The organism is Pseudomonas sp. P2S-1, from assembly GCF_057197725.1.
The window spans coordinates 2,371,265-2,395,835 of sequence record NZ_CM170068.1 but is presented as its reverse complement, the minus strand read 5'-3'; the positions used below and the strand labels follow the sequence as shown (position 1 = coordinate 2,395,835).

The window sequence follows — 24,571 nt, the reverse complement described above, 5'->3', positions numbered from 1 at the left end:
TCGGGGCAGTCCGGTTCAAGGCGCAAGGGCGGCGACGGGGCGGGCGCTTTTCTGCACCTGTTCCCACACCCGCAGGAAGTTGCCGCCCCACAGCTTGGCGATATCCGCCTCGCTGTAGCCGCGGGTCAGCAGCTCGGCGGTGATGTTGCGGATCTCGCTGACATCCTTCCAGCCGGCCAGGCCGCCGCCGTCGTTGAAGTCCGAGGCGATGCCGACGTGGTCGATACCGATCTTCTTCACCGCGTAGTCGATGGCGTCGCCGAACTCCTTGAGCCCGGCCTTGGGTTCCTTGTCGACGATGCCATAGAGGTTGCTGGCGTAGTCGCCGAAGCGCGCCTCGGGCCAGATGGCGATCACCGCGTCGCCGGGCATCAGCGCGTTGGCCAGGCCTTGCAGGGGTTGCAGGTCGAAGCGCGCGCGCAGCGCCTCGAGCTTGTCCAGGGTCGGCTTGCTCAGTGGCTTGATATAGGTCGGAAAACCGACGATCTGCACCACGCCGCCGCTGTCCTTGATCAGTTGCAGTTCCTTGTCGCTCAGGTTGCGCGGGATATCCACCAGCGCCCGCGGCGCCGAGTGCGAGGCCACCAGCGGGGCGCGGCTGAGCTGGGCGACCTGCTCCAGGGCCAGGGTCGACATCTGCGACACGTCGATGATCACCCCGAGGTCGTTGAGCCGGGTCACCGCCTGCTTGCCGATCGGTGCCAGGCCGCCAAGGGCATCGGCAGTATCGTTGAAGAACGGCAGCGGCCGCGACGAGTCGGACCAGTCGTTGTTGCCCACGTAGTTGAAGCCGAACATGCGCATGCCGCGGGCGGTCCACAGGTCCAGCTGGCTCAGGTCGTTGCCCAGCGGGTAGGCGTTGAGCATGCTGATGAAGATGGCGAACTTGCCTTCGCCGTGCAGGCGGCGGAAGTCGTCGGGGGTGTAGGCGATGCCGACCTGGTTGGGGAAGTCGCGGACCATGCCGGTGATGATCTTGTAACGCACTTCCTGCTCATTGCGGGCCGCGTCGACGAAGCCGGGGTTCGGCCGGTGTGGGGCGTTGGGGCCGTTCCACAGTTCGGGCCAGCCGAAGATCGTCAGCGCCGCACCGGAGAGCCGCCCGCGCCCGGCCTTGACCAGGTCGAACTGGCCCGGGCCGTCCTTGTCCGCCTCGCGCCCGGCACTGCCGAAGTCCAGGGGCACGGTGATATGGCTGTCGAAGGAAATCATGTGCTCATGCAGGGCGTTGGCCTGCTCGACGATCTTGCGCGGGTAACCGGCGTCGTTTTTCAAGTACAGCCAGCCGGCGGCAGCGGCGCCGAGGCCGAGCGCCAGGGCCAGCGGCAGGCCGATGAACAGGGCTTTGCGGGAGCGGGGTTTGGTCATTGCCTTCTCGGTCGCGATTCAGGTGTCAGGGGAAGGACGAAGAAGGGGCGGGGAAATTTACGCGGGGAGAAGGGGCTAAAGGTTTATTTGTAACGGCCGATGTCCTGTCCAGATCCCTTATTTCAGGACGTTATTTCTCATGGCCGATTACCTCAACGCCTTGGCATCGAACCTGTCGATCAACGGCACTCTCAGCAACGTGACCAACAAGACCAATGTCGCCTCCGACCCGTCGGCGGTGCCTGAAGGGACGGTGCGTGGCGATCTGTCCAGCGTGCGTGCGGGTGGTGCCGCGGCGCCGACCGCGTCGGAAACGGCAGCGGACAGCTCCAGCGAGTCGGCTGAAGTCAAGATGCTCCGTGAGCAGGTGAAGGAGTTGCAGAAGCAACTGGCCCAGCAGCAGAAAGAACTGCAGGAAGCCATGGCCAGCGACCAGGAAGACACCATCAAGCAGACCCGCATCGCCGCAGCCCAGGCGGCGGTAGCGGCGACTACCGGTCAGCTGTTGCAGGCCAATGCCGCGCTGCTGGCGGCGTTGACCGATTCGGGGGACAGCACGGCGGGGAATAGTGTCAATACCACTGCCTGACGCCAGCACTCACGGTTGACACAAAAAACCTGTGGGAGCTGGCAAGCCAGCTCCCACAGGGGACGTGCCGGCCCCGGATTCAGAGGTTCAATCCACCTGCGGCCGATTCTGGCTGCGCTCGGCCTTGTAGCGCACCGCCACCGCCGGCGCCGGCTTGGTCGCGCCGGTTTCCAGCCACTGGCGCATGCGGCTGGCATCGGCGAAGTGAGTGTATTTGCCGAAGGCATCGAGAATCACCATCGCCACCGGACGGTTGTCCATCTTCGTCAGCAGCACCAGGCAGTGGCCGGCATCGTTGGTAAAGCCGGTCTTGGTCAGCTTGATATCCCAGTTCGATTTGTTCACCAGATGATCGGTATTGCGGAAGCCCAGGGTGTAGTTGGGCTTGCGGAAGGCAACGGTCTTCTCGCGGGTGGTGCTCAGCTCGCTCAGCAGCGGGTAGTTGCGCGCAGCCAGCAGCAGCTTGGTCAGGTCGCGGGCGGTAGAGACGTTGCTCGGCGACAGGCCGGTCGGCTCGACATAGCGGGTGCTGCTCATGCCCAGGGCCTTGGCCTTGGCGTTCATCGCCTTGATGAACGCGCCATAACCACCCGGGTAGTGGTGCGCCAGGGTCGCCGCCGCGCGGTTTTCCGAGGACATCAGGGTAATCAGCAGGGTTTCGCGGCGGCTCAGTTCGCTGCCCAGCCGCACCCGGGAATAAATCCCCTTCATCTCCTTGGTCTGGGCAATGGTCATGGTCAGCATCTCGTCCATCGGCTGCTTGGCGTCGAGCACCACCATGGCGGTCATCAGCTTGGTCACCGAGGCAATCGGCCGGACCATGTCGGGATGGCTGGAATAGAGCACCTTGTTGGTCTGCAGGTCGACCAGCATGGCGCTGCCGGAGGCCAGGTGCAGCTTGGACGGGTCACGCTGCGCTTCGGCGGCAGCGGGTTGGGCGACGGCGTTGGCGGTGACGCCGACGGTACCAGTGAGCAACAGCAGCAGACTGAGAATCGAAAGGGAGGTTTTCACGTAGGTGCTCACTAAAAGAAGGTATGTCGTTGGCTATGCAAGGTTTTTTATTTTTCTAAGCGTGACATTGTGGAGTATGGCTTAGAGGCTGTCGATTGCCGTCCGTGGCTTAGTCCGAATATGAATAAACTTTAATCGCCGCCGGCCTCGCCACGCCTAAAAAGCGCTAAACCTCCTATCCTGCGGCGGTGCAATCATTCTGAACTTGTCCTGCGTGTTACTCCTCCCTTGCATAACCAGCCAACAGCTTGTGCAGGGGAATATCTCATGGTTCGAATGCCAGAACTGAGCGGAGTCGAGGTCCGTCCCGCAGTACAGGGGGAGACTGTTGAATCACGCTATTTTGCGTTGTTGCGCGGAGACGTTGCAGGTAGCGAGCAGTGGCTGGCGCAGCAACTGCGTCGTACCGAAACCCTCGGCGATGATCTGCCGGCCACTCCCGACCAGCTCGGCCCCTGGATTGCAGAGCGCAATGCGCAGGTTGCCCGGCTTTACGCCGAGTACTTGCAGCAACGCCGTGCCGGTGCGCCCCGGCAGATGTTCGCCAACCGCGCCCAGGCCTTGTATTTCCTTCAGCAGGTGAGCCCGACCAAGGCGGTCGATGGCGCCTGGCTGCATGGGGTACTGCAGCACTGGGGTGACCCGCGTTACCACGGGCTGATCCGCATCTACCTGGAGGAACTGGGCGATGGCGATCCGGCCTGCAATCATGTGGTGATCTATCGTCGCCTGCTCACCGAACAGGGCTGTCACGAACCCGTACCCCTGGCCGACGACCGCTACCTGCAAGGCGCCCTGCAACTGGCGCTGGGGGCGAACAGCGAAGCCTTCCTGCCGGAAGTGCTGGGTTACAACCTCGGCTATGAACAACTGCCCCTGCACTTGCTGATCAGCAGTCATGAACTGCAAGAGTTGGGTATCGACCCGCATTATTTCCGCCTGCACGTGACCATCGACAATGCCAGCACCGGCCACGCCAACAAGGCGCTGGAAGCAGTACAGCAGTTCTGGCCCGAGCAGGGGGGCGAGACCTTCTACAAGCGCCTCGCCCGAGGTTATCGCCTCAATGACCTTGGGGCGGGCTCGATGGACGTGGCCGCCGGCTTCGATCTGGAAAGCGAACTGCTGGCGGCGCTGGAGCGCAAGCGCAGCTTTGCCCAGCACCTGCACTCGGATCGCTGCCGTTTCGACGGGCGCACGGTGAACGAATGGCTGTCGGCAGCCGGCAGCTTTCCGGCTTTTCTCGAGGTGCTGCAACGCCAGCGCTGGATCCTGCGCGATCGCGATCCCGCCGAAAGCCGCTTCTGGCATCTGGTCGAAGGCCCGCAGGCGGCGATGTTCGGGGTCTTCAGTCCCTATGAAAAGCAGTTGCTGCACGACTGGATCGCCGGCGCCTGGACGCCGCCGAAAACCCCCTCCATCCCGGTGCTGTTCCCGGAGGTGGCGCTGCCGGAGCTCGCCGCCGACCTGCCGATCGACCGCCTGATCGAGCAGATGGCCGGCGATCGGCATGCTACGCCGCAAGGCCTCGCCGCGACCCGCCGCTATATGCAACTGACCGGCCTGAAAGGAGGACATCGCCATGCAACTGACCGATGAGCAGCGCCAGAGCGACGAGGCCCTGCTGCACCTGGGCCGGCGCCTGCATGCCGATGGCTATCGCTTTACCTGCGTCACGCCGGTGACCCAGCAGCATTATCAGCAACGCGCCGGCACGCGCGCGGCGCCGACCCTGCGCGATGTATTCGGCTGGAACCTGCCCTTCGGCGAATCGCTGCTGTCGCCGGACGAGCTCCAGCACATGCGCCAGGCCGGGATCGTCAGGCCCCATGACGGGCTGCTGCGCAGTCAGGTGCGCTGGTCCAGCGTGCATGACCTGCTGCTGGTGCATTCGAGTTTTCCTACCGATACCGCCGATGCGGTGTTCTTCGGCCCGGATAGCTATCGCTTCGCCCGGGTCATCGAGGCCTGGCTGCAACATGACCCGGCGCCGATCCAGCACGCCGTGGAGATCGGCTGCGGCACCGGGGTCGGTGCGCTGCTGATCGCCCGGGCGCGGCCTCATGCCCAGGTCAGCGCGCTGGATATTAATCCCCTGGCGCTGCGCTACTCGGCGGTGAACGTGGCCCTGGCCGAGCTGGCCAATGTCTCGGTGGAGTACAGTGACGTGCTGGAGGGCATCACTGGCCAGTTCGACCTGATCGTCGCCAACCCGCCCTATATGCTCGATGCCCGGCAGCGCACCTACCGGCATGGCGGCGGGTGCCTGGGCGAAGGACTGTCGCTGCGCATGGTCCGCGAGTCGCTGGAACGCCTGGCGCCCGGCGGCAGCCTGCTGCTGTATACCGGGGTGGCCATGGTCGACGGGCAGGACCCGTTTCTCGAGGCGCTGCGCGACCTCCTCGACTCGCCGCAATGGGCCTGGTTCTACGAGGAAGTGGACCCGGACGTGTTCGGCGAACAGTTGCAGGAGCCTGGCTACGAAGGGGTCGAGCGCATTGCCGCGGTGGCCCTGACCGTGACCCGGCGGGCCTGAACATGGGCTGCACCTTCGGTATCGAGGAAGAGTACCTGCTGCTGGACCTGGACAGCGGGCGCCTGCTGGACGAACCGTCGCCGCAGGTCCTGGCGCTGTGTCGCGAGGTGTTCGGCGAGCATTTCGCCCCGGAGATGTTTCGCAGCCAGATCGAGCTGGTGTCGCCGGTGTTCGACAGCGTGGCCCAGGCCCGGGACTTCTTTGCGGCGCGGCGCGAACAGCTGGCCTCGCAGTTGTCGGGGCTGGGCGTGGGGCTGCTGAACGCCGGCAGTCACCCGGCGGGCGGCTGGGCCCAGCAACGCCCGACCGCCGAGGCGCATTACCGCCAACTGTTCGAGGACTACCGACAGGTGGCGCGGCGCAGTGTGGTCTGCGGGCTGCATGTGCATGTCGCGGTGCCGGAAGGCGTCGACCGGATCGCCGTGAGCAACCGTATTCGCCAGTGGTTGCCGCTGTTGCTGCTGCTCAGCGCTTCATCGCCGTTCTGGGAAGGCCAGGACAGCGGCTATTGCAGTTATCGACGGGTGCTCTGCGGTGAATGGCCGCGCATGGGCCTGCCGGAGCCTTTGCCGGACTGGGCCGCGTACGAAGAATACCTGGGGTTCCTGCATGACAGCGGTTCGCTGCGCGCGGATGCCGATTGCTGGTGGGCGCTGCGGCCATCATCGCGGTTTCCGACCCTGGAACTGCGTATCAGCGATGCCTGCCCGCGGCTGGAGGACGCCTTGTGCATCGCGGCGCTGTTCCGGCAAATGGTCGAGTGGGCGGTGCGTCAGCCCGGTCCCTGCCCGGCGCCGGACCCGCGTGCGCTCTGGCGCGAGCAGGAAAATTACTGGCGGGCCATGCGCCTGGGGCGGCGCGGGCAGTACCTCGACGAAGGCGGCGGCTCGCGCACGGCGCAGCAGTGGCTGGAGGAAACCCTGAACATCCTGCAGCCGGCGTCCGACGAAGCGCGCCAGGCGTTCACCCGGGCCGCCTCGATCCTGCTGTTCGGCACCAGCGCCGATCGCCAGCTGACCACCTTCGCCCTGGCCCGGCAGAGCGGTGCCAGCCAGGCGCAGGCTTTGCGCCTGGTGGTCGAACAACTGCTGGAGGACACCGCGAGGCTGTAGGCGGCAAGCCAAATAAAAAGCCCCGCCATGGAGGCGGGGCAAGGGGAGGTGTGCGGAGCAACGCACAAGGGAAAGTCGGTGGACCTAGGCTTCGAACGATTGCTCGGCAATATCGCGGGCTTTCGCTTCGGCGTCGGGGAGCGAAAGGATCGGGCCGCCGATCTTTTCGCCGTCACGTACCAGGTACCAGCAGACCAGCAGGCCGACATCCCTCAAGGCGGGTGGAACGGCGCTGCCGACGACGGACATGATGCTGATAGTGGCCATGGTGAGTGCTCCCTCTGGGGTCATGGCTGCTACCTTACGTCGCGCCTCGGCTGCGGTGAAATCAGTGTTCTCAATAGTGTTCATTGATGAAATCCACTACCAGCGCGGCGGGCCGTAATAGACCGGCGGCGGGCCGTAGTAGCGGCGATAGTGCGGCGGCGGTGCCGGTACATAACGCTCGACCACGGGATAGGGCTGGTAATACACCACCGGGGCGGGCGGTGGCTGGTAGTACACCGGCGGCGGTGGTGGCGGTGGGTAGTAGGCCGGTTGTTCGACGACCACGGTACGGTCGCGGCCGCCGGAAACGGCAGCACCGACCACGGCACCCACAACGGCTGCGCCGATGACCGGGCCTGCACCCCAACCGCCGCCGCCATGGGCGGAGGCTTGTCCGGACAGGGCCAGGGCACCGATCAGCAGGGCGATACCGGGGATATGACGGTTCATGATGATTCCTCGCAGGGCATAACACCGCCCGTACAACGGGTCGGGGATACCACTATGACCAGTATTTCGAAAGGTTTCGCCGGGGTGCTGGGTAAAGGTTTTGTAAGGGCCGATCAGCGGTATTGGGCATACTGTCGGCTTTCGTGGTTTTCCGGAGTTCGTCATGACCCCCAGCAAAGACACCGTCCTGTGCATGTCCTTGGCCGGCCGCCCCGGCACCTTCGGCGTGCGCTTTCACAATCACCTGTATGCGCAGTTGGGGCTCGATTACTACTACAAGGCCATGAGCACGGCGGACCTGCCGGGTGCCATTGGCGGGATCCGCTCCCTGGGGATTCGCGGCTGCGGGGTGTCGATGCCGTACAAGGAAGCCAGTATCGCCCTGGTGGACGAGCTGGATCCGTCGGTGGCGGCCATCGATTCGTTGAATACCATCGTCAACGACGGCGGGCATCTGAAGGCCTATAACACCGACTACATCGCGGTGCGCCAGCTGATTGACGAGCACGGGCTGGATCCGCGGCTTGCGCTGGTGTTGCGCGGTAGCGGCGGCATGGCCAAGGCGGTGGCCTGTGCGTTTCGCGATGCCGGGTTCACTGACGGGGTCATCGTTGCTCGCAATGAAGAGGCGGGGCGGCGCCTGGCGGCGAACTGTGGCTATGAATGGCGGGCCGAGGTCGGGGATCTGCGGGCGGCGCTGCTGGTGAATGTCACGCCCATCGGCATGGCCGGTGGGGTGGAGGCGCAGCAGTTGTCGTTCGCCGAGGCGTTGATCGATGCGGCGCAGGTGGTCTTCGATGTGGTGGCGATGCCGGCGCGAACGCCGCTGATCCTCGCTGCCGAAGCGCGGGGCAAGCGGGTGATTACCGGGCTGGAAGTGATTGCGTTGCAGGCGCTGGAGCAGTTCGTTCTATATACCGGGGTGCGGCCGACGCGGGAGCAGGTGGAATTGGCGGTGGCTTACGCCCGGGGTTAGAGGCTGATCTTTCGGGCCTCATCGCTGGCAAGCCAGCTCCCACAGTGACCGCGTGCGCCGCCGAACCTGTGGGAGCTGGCTTGCCAGCGATAGGGCCCTCAAGTTCAACTCATCACTCAAGCCGCGCCAATCGTTCTTCCAGCGCCGCAATCCGCGCCTCCAGCGCCTCGATCCGCTCCGCCGACACCCCACTGGCCACCCGTTCCGGCCCTTGCTGCCGCGCCGCCAGAATCGCCTCGATCTCCTCCGGATCCCCCAGCGCATGGGTATAGCGGTCCTCCCGTTGCCCCGCCTGCTTCGGCAGGTGCAAGGCCAGATCCCGGGCGATCAGGCGCTCCAGCTGGTGCTGGACTTCCTCGGTATCGCCGAACTCATGCAGGCGCTGGCTGCGGCTCAGCAGCTCGTTCAAGGTCTGCGGCCCACGCAGGAACATCAGGCCCATCAGGATCAACTGCGCCGGCACCAGCTCCAGCGCCTTGTCCACCCGCTGCTCCCAGCGGTCGGCGCGGCTGCCCATCTGCAGGCGCACCAGGCCCTGGCCTTCGAGGTTGCGCAGGCTCTGGCCGACCTGGCCCTGGGTCAGGTTCATCACCGGTTCGCGGCTGGTCTTCTGGTTGCAGGCCAGCATCAGCGCGTTTAGGGTCAGGGGATAGGTTTCCGGATTGCTCGCCTGTTTCTCGATCAGCGAGCCGAGGATGCGCACTTCGGCGGGAGTGAAGCGGGCAGTGGCGGAAGTATCGTGCTCGTCGGACATGGCCCTGTCTCTTTGCGGGAAAAGGGTCCTAGCCTAGGGGCGCAGGCGGGTAAAACACAAGCGACCGATGGCGCGGGGCCATCGGTCTTGACGGGGATCAGCCGCGCCGGGCTTCGGCTTCGCAGGCCGCCGCAGTGAACAGCACGTCGGTGGACGAGTTCAGCGCGGTTTCCGCCGAGTCCTGGAGCACGCCGATGATAAAGCCCACCGCCACCACCTGCATCGCCACCTCGTTGGGAATGCCGAACAGGCTGCAGGCCAGCGGGATCAGCAGCAGCGAGCCGCCGGCCACGCCCGAGGCGCCACAGGCGCAGACCGCCGCGACCACGCTGAGCAGGATGGCGGTCGGCAGGTCGATGCTGATGCCCAGGGTATGCACGGCGGCCAGGGTCAGCACGGTGATGGTGATCGCCGCGCCGGCCATGTTGATGGTGGCGCCGAGGGGGATCGAGACCGAGTAGGTGTCTTCATGCAGGCCGAGCTTTTCGCTGAGGGCCAGGTTGACCGGGATGTTCGCCGCCGAGCTGCGGGTGAAGAACGCGGTGATGCCGCTCTCGCGCAGACACAGCAGGGTCAGCGGGAACGGGTTGCGGCGTATCTTCCACCAGACGATCAGCGGGTTCATCACCAGGGCCACGAACAGCATGCAGCCGATCAGCACCGCCAGCAGGTGCAGGTAGCCAAGCAGGGCGTCGAGGCCGGACTGGGCCAGGGTCGAGGCGACCAGGCCGAAGATGCCCAGCGGGGCGAAGCGGATGACCACGCGCACGATCATCGTCACGCCGTTGGACAGGTCATCCAGCACGGTGCGGGTGGTGTCGCCGGAATGCCGCACGGCGATGCCCAGGCCGATGGCCCAGACCAGGATGCCGATGAAGTTGCCGGTGACCAGGGCATTGACCGGGTTGTCCACGGCACTGAGCAGCAGGCCCTGGAGCACCTCGGTGATGCCGCCGGGCGCGCTCATCTGCGCTTCGCCGGTATTCAGCACCAGGGTCGAGGGGAACAGCATGCTCGCCGCCACCGCGACCACCGCCGCGCCGAAGGTGCCCCACAGATAGAGCGCGAGAATCGGGCGGATATGGGTTTGCTGGCCCTGCTTGTGGTTGGCGATCGAGGCCATCACCAGGACGAATACCAGGATCGGCGCCACTGCTTTCAGGGCGCTGACGAAGACCTTGCCGATAAACGCCAGGTTGGCAGCCAGCTCCGGGGCGAGCAGGGCCAGGGCGATACCGGCGACCAGGCCGATGATGATTTGCAGCACCAGGCTGGTGCGGTTGATCAGGTTCAGAACGGGCAGCATAAAAGTGCTTCTCGGGCGTGTGCAGGCCGCAGACCGGCCGGAAAAAAGGGCGGAACTCTAGCACAGAGTGCTTGCCGCAACCCAAGGTGCCGTCCGCCGGTAGGTCCGCGGGCGGCACCACTGTTACCATGCGCGGCCGTTTCGAGCCGACGCGCTCACTGTTGGAGTCTGGATGTTCCTGCCCATTCTGTTGCTGGCTGCGGCCGGCTTCACCGTACTGACCACCGAGTTCCTGATCGTCGGCCTGCTGCCGGGGATCGCCCGTGACCTTGACGTGAGCATCCCCCAGGCGGGGCTGCTGGTGACCCTGTTCGCCTTTACCGTGGCCGCCTTCGGGCCGTTTCTCACCGCCTGGTGCGCGCGGTTCGAGCGCAAGCGGCTGTTTGTCGGGGTCTTGCTGCTCTTTGCCGCCTCCAACCTGCTGGCCGCGCTGGCACCGAACTACTGGGTGATGGCGCTGGCGCGGCTGATCCCCGCCCTTGGCCTGCCGGTGTTCTGGTCCTTGGCCAGTGAAACGGCGGTGGATATCGTCGGGCCGGCCTATGCCGGGCGGGCGATCAGCAAGATCAGCTTTGGCGTGGTCTGCGCCATGGTCTTCGGCATTCCCTTGGGCACGCTGCTGGGCGATGCCTGGGGCTGGCGCGTGGCATTCGGCCTGCTGGCGCTGCTGGCCCTGGCCAAGGCCCTGTTGCTGTGGGGCTTTCTGCCGCATACGCCGCGCAAGAGCGAATCGACCTCGCTGCGCAGCCAGTTCAGCGTACTGCGCGGGCGCCTGCTGCAAGGCCATGTGCTGTTGTCGGTGCTGGTGTTCAGCGGCATGTTCTCCGCCTACACCTACCTGGCAGACCTGCTGGAGCGCCTTGCCGGTTTCGACGGCAAGCTGGTCGGCTGGTACCTGATGGGCTTCGGTGCGGTGGGGCTGATCGGCAACAGCCTCGGCGGCCGGGCGGTGGATCGTCATCCGCTGCTGGCGTCGGCGGGGTTCAGCGCGCTGCTGGTGATCGCCTTGCTGGTGGTGGTGCCGGCGATCCAGTCGCCGCTCGGGTTGATCCTTGCCCTGGCCCTGTGGGGCCTGAGCCAGGCGGCGCTGTTCCTGGTCAGCCATGTGCGGGTGATCAAGGCCGCGCCCTCGGCGGCGGCCTTCGGCGCCTCGCTGAACATCGCCGGGGGCAACCTGGGCATCGGCCTGGGCGCGGTGATCGGCGGCCAGGTGATCGACCATCTGGGGCTGGGCAGCGTCGGTTATGTCGCGGCACTGCTGATCGGCCTGGCGGTGGCCCTGGCCCTGTGGCTGAGCCGCTTCAAGCCAGTGGCCAGTTGAACAGCTCGCGGCGCGCGCCCTCGGTGATGGCGACGATGCCAGGGTGCTTGACCTTGCGCTCCACCGAAATGGCGTAGAACGACTCGGTGACCGCGTCGGTCTGGCCGATCAGCTCGACGTCATACTGCCGGCAGACCTCTTCGGCGATCACGCTGGGGGCGATGAAGATGCCGCTGCCGGATTTGCCGAAAGCCTGCATCAAGGCGCTGTCATCGAATTCGCCGACGATCCGCGGCTGCAATTGCTGCTCGGCGAACCAGCGCAGCAGGCGGTTGCGCACCATGGTTTCCTGACCGGGGATCAGCAGCGGCGCGTGGTGCAGGCAGGCGGGGAAGGGCAGGGCCTGGCGCGCTGCCAGTTCTGGCGTGGCGAGGAAGCTGATACCGCATTCGCCGAGCTTCTGGCTGTAGCCCTTGATATCCAGGTGGCCGGGCATGGGGCTGTCGGAGATCACCAGGTCCAGGCGCTGGATCGCCAGGTCGGCGAGCAGGCGCTCCAGCTTGTCCTCGCGGCAGCTGATGCGCAGCGGTTCGGCCAGTTCCATGGTCGGCGCGATCAGGCGGTAGACGATGGACTTGGGCACCACATCCGCGACCCCGACCCGGAACAGCACCTGCTGCTCGTTGGGCTGCGCCCGCAGCATGGCTTCCAGCTCGCCGCCGATCTGGAACATCGGCTCGGCGTAGGACAGCGCCTGGCGCCCGGTTTCGGTCAGTTCCAGCTGGCGGCCGACCCGCTTGAACAGCTCGATACCATAGGTTTGTTCCAGCAGGCTGATCTGCCCGCTGATGGTTTGCGGGGTCAGGTTCAGTTGCTCGCAGGCGCGGACGATGCTGCCGGTCTTGGCCACGACCCAGAAGTAGTGCAGTTGCCGGTAATTGAGCATGGCAAGCCCCGATTCGGAAAAACCGAAGTATAACCGCTGAAAATACGAATTTTCCTGATGTTTCAGCATCCATAGAATGCCTCTCCATTGCGGCGTCACTTTTTCCGGCGCTGACGTATTTCCAGTGAGGACGACATGCTCTATCTCAAATCCATAGGTACACCGCTGGTGCTGGTCATGGCCCTGTTCGCCATGAGCGGTTGCGACCAGGTCGAGAAATCCGCCCAGCAGGCGCTCAACCAGGCCGCCGAGTCGGCCAAGGAAGCGATCGACAAGACCAACGAAGCGGCCCAGCAGGCGCTGAGCGAAGCCACCGGCACGGAGAAAGCGGAGAAAGAAGAGAGCAAGGACGCTGACGGTCAGAAAATCTGATCTATTTTTTCCAATAACCCCCTATCAGGACCTGATTCATGGAATACCTGCTGGAACTCGCTGCAAGCCCGACCGCCTGGGTCGCCCTGGCCACCCTGGTGGCCATGGAGATCGTCCTCGGTATCGACAACCTGATCTTCATCTCGATCCTGACCAACAAGCTGCCCGAGCAATTCCGCTCCAAAGCCCGTCGCATCGGTATCTCCATGGCCCTGGTAATGCGCCTGGCGCTGCTCAGCACCGTCGCCTGGATCGTCCAGCTCACGGAACCGGTGATCGATATCCTCGGTCACAGCTTCTCGTGGAAGGACATGATCCTGATCGCCGGTGGTCTGTTCCTGCTTTGGAAAGCCACCAAGGAAATCCATGAAAGCGTGGACCCACGGGCCAAGGAAGAATCCGCAGCGTCGTCTACCATTACCCTGGGCTTCGCGGCGGCCATTGGCCAGATCCTGATCCTCGACATCGTCTTCTCGGTGGACAGCATCATCACCGCCGTGGGCATGACCGAACACCTGCCGATCATGATCATCGCCGTGATCAGTGCCGTGATCGTGATGCTGGTCGCCGCCGACCCGCTGGCGAAGTTCATCAACGACAACCCGACCGTGGTGATGCTGGCCCTGGGCTTCCTCATCATGATCGGCATGACCCTGATCGCCGAAGGCTTCGGCGCCCACGTACCGAAAGGCTACGTCTACGCGGCAATGGCCTTCTCCACTGCGATCGAGGTGCTGAACATCATGTCGCGCAGGGCTCGCCAGCGCCGTGAGGCCAGCGAGGCCTGATCAACCGGATCTGTTGCGTGCTGTAGTTTGGGGGCTCCTTGTGGAGCCCCTTTTTTATTGGGATCAGTGCGCGTTGGCGTGGCGACGCGGGGCCCGGTGATGCGTCAGGGCAGCAGGTTTGGCCGGCGCTTGCGGGGCCTGGTGGTGCAGGTGATGGCGACGGGCGATGCGCAGCACGCCCCACAGCATGGCAACGGCGATGCTCAGCCAGGCTGCGATCATCATGAAGATAGCCATGGTCAGGCTCATGGGTGCCTCCTTCTTCAATACAGGCGATACCTGTAGTTCAGACACCCCTTTAGTCTAGACGGTCAGTTATTTCAGGCTATTGACCGATGGTCCAAGTGCTAGACCGCTTTGTTCCAAGCCCGGCGCGGGCTATACCGATGCCGTCCGTCGGCCTATGATCGGGCCTTTGCCCCCTTCGAGCGAGGACTCATGCCGAGCCTTCCCATCACCCCGCGCCGCCTGTTGGTGGCCTGTCTTCTCGCCGCCGGCCTGGCCGGTTGTGCCAGCCAGCCGTCTGGCGATCTCAAGCAATTGCCGCAACGGGTCGAGCTCACGGCCGTGCCGTTTTACCGGGGCAATGCCGACCAGAGCGCGCCGATGGCGCTGGCGGCCTTGCTGTCGCAGCAGGGCGTGCGGGTAACGCCGGGGATGCTGGGGTTGCCCAGGCAGCCGGAGAAACTGCAGGCCGCGGTGGAAAACTCGGCGCGGCAGTACGGGATGGTGGTGTACCCGCTCGATCACAGCCTGGCGGCATTGCTGACCCAGGTGTCGGCGGGGAACCCGGTGCTGGTGCGTTTCCAGGAAGGTTCGGCATTCTGGAGCGAGCCGCGTTACGGGCTGCTGGTGGGCTTTGATCGTTATAAGCAACGGGTGCTGCTGCGGGCGGGGAACAGTCGGCGGATGCTGATGGACTTCGACTCGTTCGAATCGGCCTGGGGCAAGGAAGGGAATTGGGCGGTGCTGGTGCAGAAGCCGAAGCAGTTGCCGGCCGGAGTGGATCGGCAGCGCTGGTTGAAGGCGGCCAATGATCTGGCGCAGGCGGGGCAGGAGCAGGCGGCGCGGCAGGCGGTGGAGGCGATCGGGCGCTGAGCCTTGTGTTGCTTTCGAGGGCCTCATCGCCGGCAAGCCAGCTCCCACAGGTTTAGTGGTGTACACCATACCTGTGGGAGCTGGCTTGCCAGCGATAGGGCCGGGTCAGGCTGCAGAGATGAACCTGCTGCTTAAACCCCCAGACGATCCCGCAGGCTGTAGTACCAGGCCCCGATCGCACTGAACGGCACACGGAACATCTGCCCACCCGGGAATGGGTAGTGCGGCAGTTCGGCGAAGGCGTCGAAGCGTTCGGCCTGGCCACGCAGGGCCTCGGCCAGGACCTTGCCCGCCAGGTGGGTGTAGGTCACGCCATGGCCGCTGCAGCCTTGCGAGTAATAGATGTTGTCGCCGATCCGGCCGACCTGCGGCAGGCGCGACAGGGTCAGGAGGAAGTTGCCGGTCCAGGCGAAGTCGATCTTCACGTCCTTCAGTTGCGGGAAGGCCTTGAGCATCTTCGGCCGGATGATCGCTTCGATGTTCGCCGGGTCACGGGCACCGTAGACCACGCCGCCGCCAAAGATCAGGCGCTTGTCGCTGGTCAGGCGGTAGTAGTCGAGCAGGTAGTTGCAGTCCTCGACGCAGTAGTCCTGAGGCAGCAGGGTGCGCGCCATTTCATCGCTCAGCGGTTCGGTGGTGATCACCTGGGTACCGCACGGCATGGACTTGGCCGCCAGCTCCGGGACCAGGCCGCCGAGGTAGGCGTTGCCGGCAACGATGATGAACTTGGCCCGCACGCGACCGTTCGGAGTATGCACCACCGGGTTGGCACCGCGCTCGATACGCACGGCCGGGGACTGTTCGTAGATCTTGCCACCCAGGGACTCCACGGCGGCGGCTTCGCCCAGCGCCAGGTTCAGCGGGTGGATATGGCCGCCGCTCATGTCGAGCATGCCGCCGATGTAGTTGTCGCAGGCCACCACTTCACGGATGCGCTTGGCGTCCATCAGCTCCAGTTGCTTATGGCCGAAGCGTTCCCACAGGCGTTTCTGCGATTCCAGGTGACCCATCTGCTTGCTGGTCAGGGCGGCGAACACGCCACCGTCCTTCAGGTCGCACTGGATGTTGTACTTGGCCACGCGATCGCGAATGATGCGTCCACCCTCGAAGGCCATTTCGCCCAGCAACTGCGCCTGGCGCGGGCCGACGGTGCGTTCGATGACATCGATGTCGCGGCTGTAGCTGTTGACGATCTGCCCGCCGTTACGGCCCGAAGCGCCGAAGCCGACCTTGGCGGCTTCCAGGACGGTGACGCTAAAACCGTTCTCCAGCAGGAACAGGGCGCTGGACAGGCCGGTATAGCCGGCGCCGATCACGCACACGTCGGTCTGGACTTCTTCCTGCAAGGCGGGGCGCTGGGGTACCGGATTGGCCGAGGCGGCGTAGTACGATTGTGGGTAGGCGATGGTGGCCATGCGCGGTGAACCTCTAATCTGTGACTTTGTAGTTGTGTGTTTTGTATTTTTTACGGATGCGTCAATCCTATCAACAATAATGAACACTCGCCAGCCGGGCTGACGAAATCCCTCCTTGGCAGGGACGAAAGCCGGGGGCGCGTAAAAAAATTCTATTATTCAGTGGTTTAGATGAAAAAGGCGTTGACACGTTCTATCGAAAGCGTAGAATGCCGCCTCACAGCAGGCACATAGCTCAGTTGGTTAGAGCACCACCTTGACATGGTGGGGGTCGTTGGTTCGAGTCCAATTGTGCCTACCAAACATCACCGCTCCTGTTGGCGGTCAAGCAAGAAGGGCGATCCGAGAGGGTCGCCCTTTTTGTTGTGCGCCAGGCATGGCGCGTTGCGCGCAAGCGCAACCCGCTTGGCTGTGGTGGCACCGTGCGGCCGTTCGTGAGAGAGTTCCCGATCGGTATACAGGGTGTTGGATTTTACCGATATGAGCTAGACGATTGGGCTGATCAGTACATTGTCACGCATGCTATCGACAAATCCGCTGATCGGACTGGCGGCACTGCCGGCGGCTTGATACGCGCCGAAGAGCGGCGAACGAGGCAGGTAAAGTTGGAATTCCAGCAGGCAAGGCTCCGAGACGGAATCGGTAGGTGCTATCGCCAAGCCTCGCGTTCGTGCATCGAGCGCGTCAAATTAAATTGGGAGGCCTGATGATGGCTTACTCAAAAGATAGCTTGCTTTCACCCTCTCGGCCCTTAGCTATCATCTAGGCAAAGAAAAGCCCGCGGGGAGGCGGGCTTGGGGCAATAAATCCTCTCAAGCGATCTGTAGTAAGCGCTCTGCTGCTTCGGCAGCGCTTTGCACCTGCGTCACCCTGATCCGGCTTTCATCGCACGCCTCTTCAAGAGTGGCAATTGATCGTTTCAGGGAGTCAATTTGTTTGATGCTATACGTGGGATCCTCAAAACCAGGCCGAAACACAATCAGTTCGAAGTGATTTCTTGCAAAGAGATGCTGCTTCTCTTTTGCCATGCGGAGATCGAGCATTCTCGCCTTATTGTGCTCGAGATAAGCGGATAGACCGCGCCCAGGTATCATGCGCCCGGTGTTTAATGCAACATGATCGCTCAGAAAGAACATGTTCAGCGGTTTTGACGGCTCAGAAACGAAGAACTTCTGCATGAAAAAGCGCTCGAGACGCGGGTCGCGCTTGAGCACTTCAGCTTGAAACAGCTTTGGCCATCTATCGTCGCTGGTTGCGGTAATAGATTCAGAGTCCTTCTCCTCAGGGTCAGCCAGATCAAGTGCGGCCAAGCTTGCGGTCATAGCTACGGCGTGTCGGAGCAGGCCTGTCACATCAGTTGATCTAGTCTCCCTAACGGATCCTATGGTGACCCCAGAAAAGGGCGGCTTCCACCCAGACAAGGACCCAGTAGAGATTGCATGTGCCTCTAAGCTCTTTGAGATCACGTCGATGATGTTGCTTAGTCCTGTAGCTTTGATCCCGAACATGGCTTCCAGCACATGAGGCCTTATAGCGGCATGTACTCGCACCTCGCCAGTATCCCCCATAGCCGCGACTGCAACAGTTAGCCGTTCTCCGGAGCCCATCATTGGCTCCAAGTAAATGGCAGCCCAAGAGCCACTGTAAGTGGGGTTGGGCGGCATCCTTCCAGAGAGAAATTCAGGACTTATCATTTGCGAAATCCAACCTCCCTTGGTTCGGATTCACCTTGTCATTGAGAAGATCGGCTAGGGCATGTAGCCGGTCCCTGAGGAACGATACTAGCTGACTTTGAATCGTCACAGTGCAAACCCCAGATAGGGCGGAGCCTGCGCTATCAATCATGCTGTCATCCAAGCTAGAAAGCCACGCATTCGCGTCTTTCAGCATTCGTCTTTTCGACAAGTCATCATTTGGCAACCCATCAATAGCTAGGTTCAGTAATACGTTTGCATCGTCTGGCTTGAAGGCATCTTTGGGGCTCATGCCATAAGGAAGGCACAAGTCATGATCAATCAAGGTAAAGGATCGGCCGTCGTAAAGCAGATTTCCATCATGCCGATCGGGATTGACGATTAACTCGTCAAAACAAGCAGCAGGAAGCAGCCCCGGCCAGTCGATGAGATAGGGGTGGGTGGATTCGTCGGACACGCTCATGAACTGGAAGAGGCTCGGGTGCTCAAGGTCAAGACTTCCGAAATGCATTGCGCCTGCGTCATCAATTAGGACGAGAGGTTCCGGGATTTGCAGCCCGGCTGCTCTACCATATGCAGCGCACACAAGCTCAACGCCTAGGACTCGCGAGGACACCTTTTTAGCAATGACCTTGACTTCGCCGTCATCGGTCGATGCGATCCCCCTCACGGGTGCGTTAACCCCTTCTGTTAATTCGACAAATCCAGGCAGCAGGCGCCCAATCCTTGCAATACCGCCATCCATTCATGGGTTCCTTAGCAGTGAGGTTTGCGGTGGCTTGACCGCGATGGTCTTAAATAGAGAATTTCAACCGCTTCTTAGCGGTTCATTAGAAGCTGCGACAGATCCCTTCCTATGCACCTCATTCCTACGCTTCTTCACCAGGGTGGTGATGGCGGTCTGTGCGGCTGCTTGTGCCGCAGCCATCGGCGAAATGAATACGCTGGATGAAGTCCAGCCTTGGAGTGGCGCAATGCTATCGGAGGGGGCTATTCACCACAATGGTACAGGTCGTTCAATTATGAGCACGTCGTCGGAACCCATGTTCGTAAGTTCGAGCGACATCGAGGAGCTAACCGGGCGCGCGCGGGCGTCTATTCAGATGAGATGGCTGCGGTCTAGAGCGATCCCCTTTATTCTTGGGGGTGACGGCCGTCCCAAGGTCGCGCGGCAAAACCTCGTGGACATAATCAGCCCCTCAGAGTGCGATGCCCAGGAGACTGATCCAGTAATGATCAATCTCGCTGAGATCACAGACAACTGGGACAAAGTCACCGAAGAGTTGATGGCTAAGATGATGGGAGTGAGCGCAAGGGTGCTTCAAGGTCGACGTGCCCGGGGCGTCATCCCCGACTCGGTATGGCAAGAGGTAGACGGGCGCATCATGTATAGCATGAGGCGCTATGAGGCGTGGCTGGATGCGCGATGACCTCCATTTGAACCACCTACGGAATCAAACCCTGGCAAGCGAGCTAAGCCGATGAAAAAATAAAGGTAAGGGGCCCATTCGCTGGATCGTGTGACGTTTTGCAAAACCACTCCCTAACTTCTTGATAGATAAGGAGTGTTTTCTACAGAAATGAGCTTGGCTAATCCGAGTTTAAATCGCTATGAATCAAACAGTTGCCGTGGTTTTCGTGTCCGCCTTGACATGGTGGGGCGTTGGTTCGAGTCCAATTGTGCCTACCAAACATCACTGCTCCTGTTGGTAAAACAAAAAGGGCGATCCGAGAGGATCGCCCTTTTTGTTTTCGCTGTTTGTAATTCCTGCTGCTTAGCAGGCTGGTTACGGCGTGCGGTCTATCTCTTTGTGAGTCCCGATTCGACGAAGCTCGGCCACTGTACCGACCAGCTCGAAGCTGAGTTTATGGCTGTGATTGGGCGTGATGTGAATGGTGTAGATTCCAGGATTCTTATGCCCTGAAAGCTTTTCCAGTCGAAGCTTCTTGGGCTGTGGATCCCTGAGTAGTTCGACGTAGGCAACCTTGAAGGCAGCCTTGATCTCGTCGTTGAGGGCGCGATAGGAGTTCTGGAATGACGTCCGACCGAGGTCAAGTGCGGTGATCTTGAGTCTCACAGGCTATCGAGGAAGCTATCGATGTCTTCCGGGCGGCTCATGACACGAGGTTCATGAGGCTTCTCGTTGTCGGCATTGCTCTCCAGAATGCTCCAGCGCAGTTTTTCTGCCGAGGTGTTCAGCGAGTCAAGGGTCGCGACAAGCGTGCGATAGGCATCAACCACGCCGTCGTCGTCTTGCAGTCGCGGGTCGAGGAGCGCGGAGCGCAGTTTTTCCTGCGACTCGGCATGACTTTTCACCAGGCTATCCTGCAGTTGCTCAAGGACAGGAACGATATCGCCTTCCGGGATCTCCCTTGTCGCCTCTCCGGCCAAAATGCTGCTGGCAACGGTCTCGAAGGCAACTTGCGCTCCGCTGAACAGACGGCAGTAGTGGGAGATTGCATCGAGGGTGCCATCGATGTCGCGAAGAAGGTCCAGCGATCGAACGGCACCCACACCCATAAGCTCGGCGGCGGAAAGCGCGTCGGCAAGGAGGAAGTGGTTGGTTGGATTCATCGTGAAATCCCTCTTGAGGTGAGCCGACAGTGGTCTGTCGGATCGCGATTATCTTCCCGGTGAGTTCAGTGTCAATTCGTATCGGCTGTACGAAACTGCAGCTTACGAAGTCGTTATGAGCTCAATCACTATAGGTGAGACCCACATTCAGGCGACCCGCTCAACCCATTCGTGATCGCGCCACTCGAAGACCGCAGTTTTGTCAGTCTTGGCGCTTGGCCTGACAGCCACAGGCCCGAAGCGCTCCTGAACATAGGCGCAGTAACACGCGCGCATCGCCAGATCCGCCGGCTTCGGAACCGCCTCCAGGCCTTTCTTCTCCCAGTTCGCGACCGTCTGCACATCGACGCGCAGCAGGGCGGCCAGCTGGCTCTGGGCCAGGTCCTGCTCATGCCTCAGAAACCTGAACTGATGCCCGGACATCGGGGTTGTCTGACTGAGGATGTCCTTCGCGATTACCCGATGCAGGCCGTCAATTTCTTTAATGGCCAAACCATCTCCATACGAGCTCTCCACATTCGTGTAGCCGTTCATCAAGAAGATCCCGTTCAGACCACAGCATTTGTATTCGTACATTTCAAGTCTCCCGCCTGGAAGAGGGCTGGTTTTCAACCTTTTTTGTTTTCAAGGCAAAGGTGTCTGATCCAGGTTGTTTAGGTTTAGTACGGAACGTATTCATGGAGGGAAGATTCGTTCGAAATGCCGGCTGCTAGCAAGCGAACCAGTGCATCAAAAAGTAACCGCACCATTCCCAAGCCTCACGCACTTCCTCAGGACTGTCGTACGTCGTTTTGAAGTCGCTGATTCTTTTGCAGATTTTCTTCAACCAAGCTGTTGACAGCCCCAGCCAAATGCGTAGAATGCCGCCCCACAGCAGGCACATAGCTCAGTTGGTTAGAGCACCACCTTGACATGGTGGGGGTCGTTGGTTCGAGTCCAATTGTGCCTACCAAACATCACCGCTCCTGTTGGCGGTACAGCAAAAAGGGCGATCCGAAAGGATCGCCCTTTTTGTTTGGGCCTTTCAAAGCCCCTCCGCAAAGGCGCCTTCCAGGGCGCCTTTTTCGTTTGCGCATTTCCCCTTTCCCTTCTTCATACATTTGTACAACCAGGCCGCCCCGCGCCCGGATTTTGTCGATGTTCACCCTCCTTGCATCTGCCTAACCTCCCGCCCAGGCAGCGTTGATTCAATAACAACAAGGAGACAACCAATGCCTGTACAAACCGAGCATGACCCGCGTCTCAAGCGTGCACTCAAGACGCGACACATCAGCATGTTGGCCCTCGGCGGCGTGATCGGCGCCGGGCTGTTCGTCGGCTCCAGTGCGGTAATCGCCTCCACCGGCCCCGGTGCCTTCATTACCTACGCCATTACCGGCCTGATCGTTGCGCTGGTGATGCGCATGCTCGGCGAGATGGCTGCGGCGCATCCGACCCGGGGCTCCTTCGTCGACTATGCGCGCATGGCCTTCGGCCGGCCCGCCGGCTACATGACCGGCTGGCTCTACTGGTATTTCTGGGTGATCGTCGTCGGCTTCGAAGCCGTGGTCGGCGGGCAGATCATCAACGGCTGGTTCCCCGACCTGCCGGTCTGGGCCATCGCCCTCGGCCTGATGGTCGGCATGACCCTGCTGAACCTGATGTCGGTGCATTCCTTCGGCGAGGCCGAGTACTGGTTCGCCGGGATCAAGGTGGTGGCCATCGTGGTCTTCCTCGCCGTCGCCGGGGCCTGGGCCTTCAAGCTGTGGCCGGGTTCCACCGCCAGCTTCGCCAACCTCACCGACCACGGCGGCTTCCTGCCCCATGGCATCGGTTCGTTGTTCACCGGCGTGGTGGTGGTGATCTTCTCCATGACCGGGGTGGAAGTGGCGACCCTGGCCGCCGCCGAGTCCGAAGACCCGTCGCGCAACATCCGCAAGGCGGTCAACACGGTGATGATGCGCATCCTGGTGTTCTTCGTCCTGGCCACCTTCTTCATCGTCGTCGCCCAGCCCTGGACCGACATCGTCCCCGGCAAGTCGCCGTTCGTCACCACCCTGGAGCGCATCGGCATCCCTGGCGCCGGCGACATGCTGACCCTGGTGATCCTGGTCGCGGTGCTCTCGGTGCTCAACGCCGGCCTCTACACCTCGTCCCGCCTGCTGTACGTCCTGGCCTCCAACGGCGAAGCGCCACGCTGGATCGCGGCTACCAGCCGCAAGGGCGTGCCGGTGCGCGGGGTGATCGCTTCGACCCTGGTCGGCTACGGCTGCGTGGTCATCGCGGCGGTCTGGCCGGACACCGTGTTCCAGTTCCTGATCAACTCCTCGGGCACCGTGTTCCTCTTCGTCTACCTGGTGATCTGCCTGTCCCAGCTCAAGCTGCGCCGCCGCTGGGTCGCCGAAGGCTCGCTGAAGTTCGCCATGTGGGCGCACCCGGTGCTGCCGCTGTTGGTCACCGGTTCGATCATCGCGGTGCTGGTGAGCATGGCCTTCGACCCTTCGACCCAGATCAGCCTGCTGCAGTGCGTGATCGCGATCATTGCCATCGCCGCCTCGTACCTGGTGTTCCGGGTCTCTGCAGGCGATCCCGTGGCGACCGCGCACCCTGCGAAAAACGTTTAACCACGCCGTATCGGACAGTGCCCCGCTGCGCGGGGCCGTCAATGGGAAGACCACAGCATGTCAGCGAAACTTGATTTGACCCACCTGCCCAACAAACCGCTCTGGTTCGAAGCAGCACCGGCCCGCGAACGCCTCGGCGCTGCGCTGGAAGCCGATGTCGCCATTGTCGGCGCCGGCTACACCGGGCTCTGGACCGCCTACTACCTGCTCAAGAGCGATCCGTCGCTGCGCGTGGTGCTGGTGGAAAAGCGCGAAGTCGGCTTCGGCGCCTCGGGCCGCAATGGCGGCTGGGCTTCGGCGATCTTCCCGATTTCCCTGACCCGCGTGGCCGAAATGTACTCCCATGCTGCGGCCCTGGAACTGCAAGGGGCAATGAACGAGACGGTCGACGAGATCGGCCGCGTGCTGGCCCTCGAAGGCGTCGAAGCCGACTACGCCAAGCAGGGCTTCCTGTCCCTGGCCCGCAGCCAGCCACAGATGAACCGGGCACGGGCGGCGGTGGACGCTTCGGCACGCTTCGGCCTGCCGCAGCAGTGGCGCACCCTGGAGGCCGGCGAAGCCTTCACCCGGGTCGGCGCCCGTGATGTGCTCGGCGGCCTGTACACCGAGCATTGCGCGCTGATCCATCCCGGCAAGCTGGTGCGTGGCCTGGCGAAACTCGTTGAAAGCATGGGCGCGAAGATCTACGAAGGCTCCGAGGTCACCGAGCTGACCCCGGGCCTGCTGCGCACCGCCCACGGTTCGGTCAAGGCCGACATCACCGTGCGCGCCACCGAGGCGTTCACCTCGCAACAGCCGGGCCATTCGCGCTTCGTGATTCCGCTGTACTCCCTGGTCCTGGCTACCGAGCCACTGCCGCTGGAGCTGCGCCAGCGTCTCAACCTCGACCAGCGCCTGGCCTTCAACGACATGCGCCACCTGCGGGTCTACGGCCAGGTCACTGCCGAGGGCCGCCTGGTCTTCGGCGGGCGGGGCGCTCCGTACAAGTGGGGTTCGGGCATGTCCGAGCAGGCCGACCTGGTGGACAGCACCCACGCCAAGATTCACGAAACCATGCTGGAGTTCTTCCCGGCCCTGGCCGACACCCGCGTCACCCATCGTTGGGGCGGCGCCCTCGGGGTGTCCCGCGACTGGTGCCCGACCGTCAGCATCGACCGCAAAAGCCGCATGGCCTGGGCCGGCAACTATGTGGGCGACGGCGTCGCCACCAGCAACCTGGCGGGACGGATCCTGCGCAACCTGATCCTCGAACGCGACGAGAAGATCAACCATCTGCCCTTCGTCAACCACCGTTCCCCGCTGTGGGAGCGCGAGCCGCTGCGCTGGCTGGGTGTCAACAGCGGGCTGGCCGCAGCCTCGCTGAGCGATATCGAAGAGCGCGTAACCCATCGACCATCCCGCACCGCGATGCTGCTGGAAAAGCTCACCGGCGCGCACTAAGAGGAGA

The 24,571-nt window shown here is 62.5% G+C and carries 26 protein-coding genes and 2 tRNA genes; 14 read left to right on the top strand and 14 right to left on the bottom strand.

Translation table 11 applies throughout. The annotated features are described in order from the left end of the window. Window positions 1-15: 15 nt before the first annotated feature. On the bottom strand, window positions 16-1,368 hold the full coding sequence (pvdM, locus tag AC2CQI_RS10585; RefSeq protein ID WP_484580107.1) for a pyoverdine-tailoring dipeptidase-like protein PvdM: 1,353 nt from the start codon (window positions 1,366-1,368) through the stop codon (window positions 16-18). A gap of 139 nt (window positions 1,369-1,507) precedes the next feature. On the opposite strand from pvdM, the gene AC2CQI_RS10580 reads away from it, so the two are divergent. Beyond that, complete coding sequence (locus AC2CQI_RS10580) at window positions 1,508-1,957, top strand: hypothetical protein (protein ID WP_075806840.1); 450 nt, start codon at window positions 1,508-1,510, stop codon at window positions 1,955-1,957. Window positions 1,958-2,044: 87 nt separating this feature from the next. Here the strand turns inward: AC2CQI_RS10580 and pbpG are convergent, their stop codons facing one another. Next, complete coding sequence (pbpG, locus tag AC2CQI_RS10575) at window positions 2,045-2,971, bottom strand: D-alanyl-D-alanine endopeptidase (RefSeq protein ID WP_484580106.1); 927 nt, start codon at window positions 2,969-2,971, stop codon at window positions 2,045-2,047. A gap of 276 nt (window positions 2,972-3,247) precedes the next feature. Between pbpG and AC2CQI_RS10570 the strand changes: the two genes are divergently transcribed. The 3 genes from AC2CQI_RS10570 to AC2CQI_RS10560 are packed head-to-tail and all read left to right on the top strand — an operon-like array spanning window position 3,248 to window position 6,619. Continuing rightward, window positions 3,248-4,570: an iron-containing redox enzyme family protein gene (locus tag AC2CQI_RS10570; RefSeq protein WP_484580604.1), complete on the top strand. Its 1,323-nt coding sequence runs from the start codon at window positions 3,248-3,250 to the stop codon at window positions 4,568-4,570. Continuing rightward, a complete protein-coding gene (locus AC2CQI_RS10565) occupies window positions 4,554-5,507 on the top strand; it encodes a methyltransferase (protein ID WP_484580105.1) in 954 nt (317 codons plus the stop codon). The genes AC2CQI_RS10570 and AC2CQI_RS10565 overlap by 17 nt, the downstream gene beginning before the upstream one ends. A 2-nt stretch (window positions 5,508-5,509) precedes the next feature. Further along, a complete protein-coding gene (locus AC2CQI_RS10560; protein WP_484580104.1) occupies window positions 5,510-6,619 on the top strand; it encodes a carboxylate-amine ligase in 1,110 nt (369 codons plus the stop codon). An 84-nt stretch (window positions 6,620-6,703) separates the two neighbouring features. Here the strand turns inward: AC2CQI_RS10560 and AC2CQI_RS10555 are convergent, their stop codons facing one another. Together AC2CQI_RS10555 and AC2CQI_RS10550 are read right to left on the bottom strand one after the other, a co-directional pair. Further along, entirely contained in the window at window positions 6,704-6,886 is a 183-nt protein-coding gene (locus tag AC2CQI_RS10555; RefSeq protein WP_075806844.1) for a hypothetical protein, read from the bottom strand. Between the two features lie 96 nt (window positions 6,887-6,982). Further along, window positions 6,983-7,336 carry a hypothetical protein gene (locus AC2CQI_RS10550; protein WP_075806845.1) on the bottom strand — a complete coding sequence of 118 codons (354 nt, stop codon included), beginning with the start codon at window positions 7,334-7,336 and terminating at the stop codon, window positions 6,983-6,985. 163 nt (window positions 7,337-7,499) lie between these two features. Here AC2CQI_RS10550 and AC2CQI_RS10545 point away from each other — a divergent pair, with 163 nt between their 5' ends. Further along, on the top strand, window positions 7,500-8,312 hold the full coding sequence (locus AC2CQI_RS10545) for a shikimate 5-dehydrogenase (protein ID WP_484580103.1): 813 nt from the start codon (window positions 7,500-7,502) through the stop codon (window positions 8,310-8,312). 112 nt (window positions 8,313-8,424) lie between these two features. On the opposite strand, the gene AC2CQI_RS10540 is transcribed toward AC2CQI_RS10545, so the two are convergent. Both AC2CQI_RS10540 and sstT read right to left on the bottom strand, forming a co-directional pair. Continuing rightward, entirely contained in the window at window positions 8,425-9,066 is a 642-nt protein-coding gene (locus AC2CQI_RS10540; protein ID WP_075806847.1) for a YceH family protein, read from the bottom strand. A gap of 97 nt (window positions 9,067-9,163) precedes the next feature. Beyond that, window positions 9,164-10,372: a serine/threonine transporter SstT gene (sstT, locus tag AC2CQI_RS10535; protein ID WP_075806848.1), complete on the bottom strand. Its 1,209-nt coding sequence runs from the start codon at window positions 10,370-10,372 to the stop codon at window positions 9,164-9,166. A 172-nt stretch (window positions 10,373-10,544) separates the two neighbouring features. Between sstT and AC2CQI_RS10530 the strand changes: the two genes are divergently transcribed. Next, window positions 10,545-11,693 carry an MFS transporter gene (locus AC2CQI_RS10530; RefSeq protein WP_484580102.1) on the top strand — a complete coding sequence of 383 codons (1,149 nt, stop codon included), beginning with the start codon at window positions 10,545-10,547 and terminating at the stop codon, window positions 11,691-11,693. Here the strand turns inward: AC2CQI_RS10530 and nhaR are convergent. After that, complete coding sequence (nhaR, locus tag AC2CQI_RS10525; RefSeq protein WP_075806902.1) at window positions 11,674-12,579, bottom strand: transcriptional activator NhaR; 906 nt, start codon at window positions 12,577-12,579, stop codon at window positions 11,674-11,676. The genes AC2CQI_RS10530 and nhaR overlap by 20 nt on opposite strands. Before the next feature lie 135 nt (window positions 12,580-12,714). Between nhaR and AC2CQI_RS10520 the strand changes: the two genes are divergently transcribed. Then, window positions 12,715-12,951 (top strand): hypothetical protein, encoded by a 237-nt coding sequence (locus AC2CQI_RS10520; protein ID WP_075806850.1) that lies wholly within the window; start codon window positions 12,715-12,717, stop codon window positions 12,949-12,951. Between the two features lie 38 nt (window positions 12,952-12,989). Beyond that, window positions 12,990-13,739, top strand: coding sequence for a TerC family protein (locus tag AC2CQI_RS10515; protein ID WP_075806851.1), 750 nt, complete (start codon window positions 12,990-12,992; stop codon window positions 13,737-13,739). Between the two features lie 63 nt (window positions 13,740-13,802). Here AC2CQI_RS10515 and AC2CQI_RS10510 read toward each other — a convergent pair whose 3' ends face one another. Then, the gene (locus AC2CQI_RS10510; protein ID WP_075806852.1) at window positions 13,803-13,988 is read right to left on the bottom strand and encodes a hypothetical protein; all 186 of its coding nucleotides are present in this window, start codon (window positions 13,986-13,988) and stop codon (window positions 13,803-13,805) included. A gap of 189 nt (window positions 13,989-14,177) precedes the next feature. Between AC2CQI_RS10510 and AC2CQI_RS10505 the strand changes: the two genes are divergently transcribed. Next, a complete protein-coding gene (locus tag AC2CQI_RS10505; RefSeq protein WP_484580101.1) occupies window positions 14,178-14,837 on the top strand; it encodes a peptidase C39 family protein in 660 nt (219 codons plus the stop codon). A 131-nt stretch (window positions 14,838-14,968) separates the two neighbouring features. Here the strand turns inward: AC2CQI_RS10505 and AC2CQI_RS10500 are convergent, their stop codons facing one another. Further along, entirely contained in the window at window positions 14,969-16,252 is a 1,284-nt protein-coding gene (locus tag AC2CQI_RS10500) for an NAD(P)/FAD-dependent oxidoreductase (RefSeq protein WP_484580100.1), read from the bottom strand. A 224-nt stretch (window positions 16,253-16,476) separates the two neighbouring features. Here AC2CQI_RS10500 and AC2CQI_RS10495 point away from each other — a divergent pair. Then, window positions 16,477-16,553: transfer RNA gene (locus tag AC2CQI_RS10495), tRNA-Val, on the top strand. 511 nt (window positions 16,554-17,064) lie between these two features. Here AC2CQI_RS10495 and AC2CQI_RS10490 read toward each other — a convergent pair. Together AC2CQI_RS10490 and AC2CQI_RS10485 are read right to left on the bottom strand one after the other, a co-directional pair. Beyond that, window positions 17,065-17,574, bottom strand: a complete 510-nt coding sequence (locus AC2CQI_RS10490; RefSeq protein WP_484580099.1) for a hypothetical protein — start codon at window positions 17,572-17,574, stop codon at window positions 17,065-17,067. Between the two features lie 358 nt (window positions 17,575-17,932). Further along, the gene (locus AC2CQI_RS10485; RefSeq protein ID WP_484580098.1) at window positions 17,933-18,691 is read right to left on the bottom strand and encodes a hypothetical protein; all 759 of its coding nucleotides are present in this window, start codon (window positions 18,689-18,691) and stop codon (window positions 17,933-17,935) included. A 43-nt stretch (window positions 18,692-18,734) separates the two neighbouring features. Here AC2CQI_RS10485 and AC2CQI_RS10480 point away from each other — a divergent pair, with 43 nt between their 5' ends. Continuing rightward, on the top strand, window positions 18,735-19,376 hold the full coding sequence (locus AC2CQI_RS10480) for a DUF4224 domain-containing protein (RefSeq protein WP_484580603.1): 642 nt from the start codon (window positions 18,735-18,737) through the stop codon (window positions 19,374-19,376). Between the two features lie 357 nt (window positions 19,377-19,733). Here AC2CQI_RS10480 and AC2CQI_RS10475 read toward each other — a convergent pair whose 3' ends face one another. The 3 genes from AC2CQI_RS10475 to AC2CQI_RS10465 all read right to left on the bottom strand — a co-directional run bounded on the left by AC2CQI_RS10475 (window position 19,734) and on the right by AC2CQI_RS10465 (window position 21,097). Next, a complete protein-coding gene (locus AC2CQI_RS10475; protein WP_484580097.1) occupies window positions 19,734-20,024 on the bottom strand; it encodes a hypothetical protein in 291 nt (96 codons plus the stop codon). Beyond that, window positions 20,021-20,521: a hypothetical protein gene (locus AC2CQI_RS10470; RefSeq protein WP_484580096.1), complete on the bottom strand. Its 501-nt coding sequence runs from the start codon at window positions 20,519-20,521 to the stop codon at window positions 20,021-20,023. Before AC2CQI_RS10470 ends, AC2CQI_RS10475 begins: the two co-directional genes overlap by 4 nt. Window positions 20,522-20,668: 147 nt before the next feature. Continuing rightward, the gene (locus tag AC2CQI_RS10465; protein WP_484580095.1) at window positions 20,669-21,097 is read right to left on the bottom strand and encodes a helix-turn-helix domain-containing protein; all 429 of its coding nucleotides are present in this window, start codon (window positions 21,095-21,097) and stop codon (window positions 20,669-20,671) included. Between the two features lie 299 nt (window positions 21,098-21,396). On the opposite strand from AC2CQI_RS10465, the gene AC2CQI_RS10460 reads away from it, so the two are divergent. The 3 genes from AC2CQI_RS10460 (at window position 21,397) to AC2CQI_RS10450 (ending at window position 24,564) form a co-directional block, all read left to right on the top strand. Next, window positions 21,397-21,473: transfer RNA gene (locus tag AC2CQI_RS10460), tRNA-Val, on the top strand. 259 nt (window positions 21,474-21,732) lie between these two features. Then, window positions 21,733-23,124: an amino acid permease gene (locus tag AC2CQI_RS10455; protein WP_484580094.1), complete on the top strand. Its 1,392-nt coding sequence runs from the start codon at window positions 21,733-21,735 to the stop codon at window positions 23,122-23,124. Between the two features lie 57 nt (window positions 23,125-23,181). After that, window positions 23,182-24,564: an NAD(P)/FAD-dependent oxidoreductase gene (locus AC2CQI_RS10450; RefSeq protein ID WP_484580093.1), complete on the top strand. Its 1,383-nt coding sequence runs from the start codon at window positions 23,182-23,184 to the stop codon at window positions 24,562-24,564. Window positions 24,565-24,571: the final 7 nt, after the last annotated feature.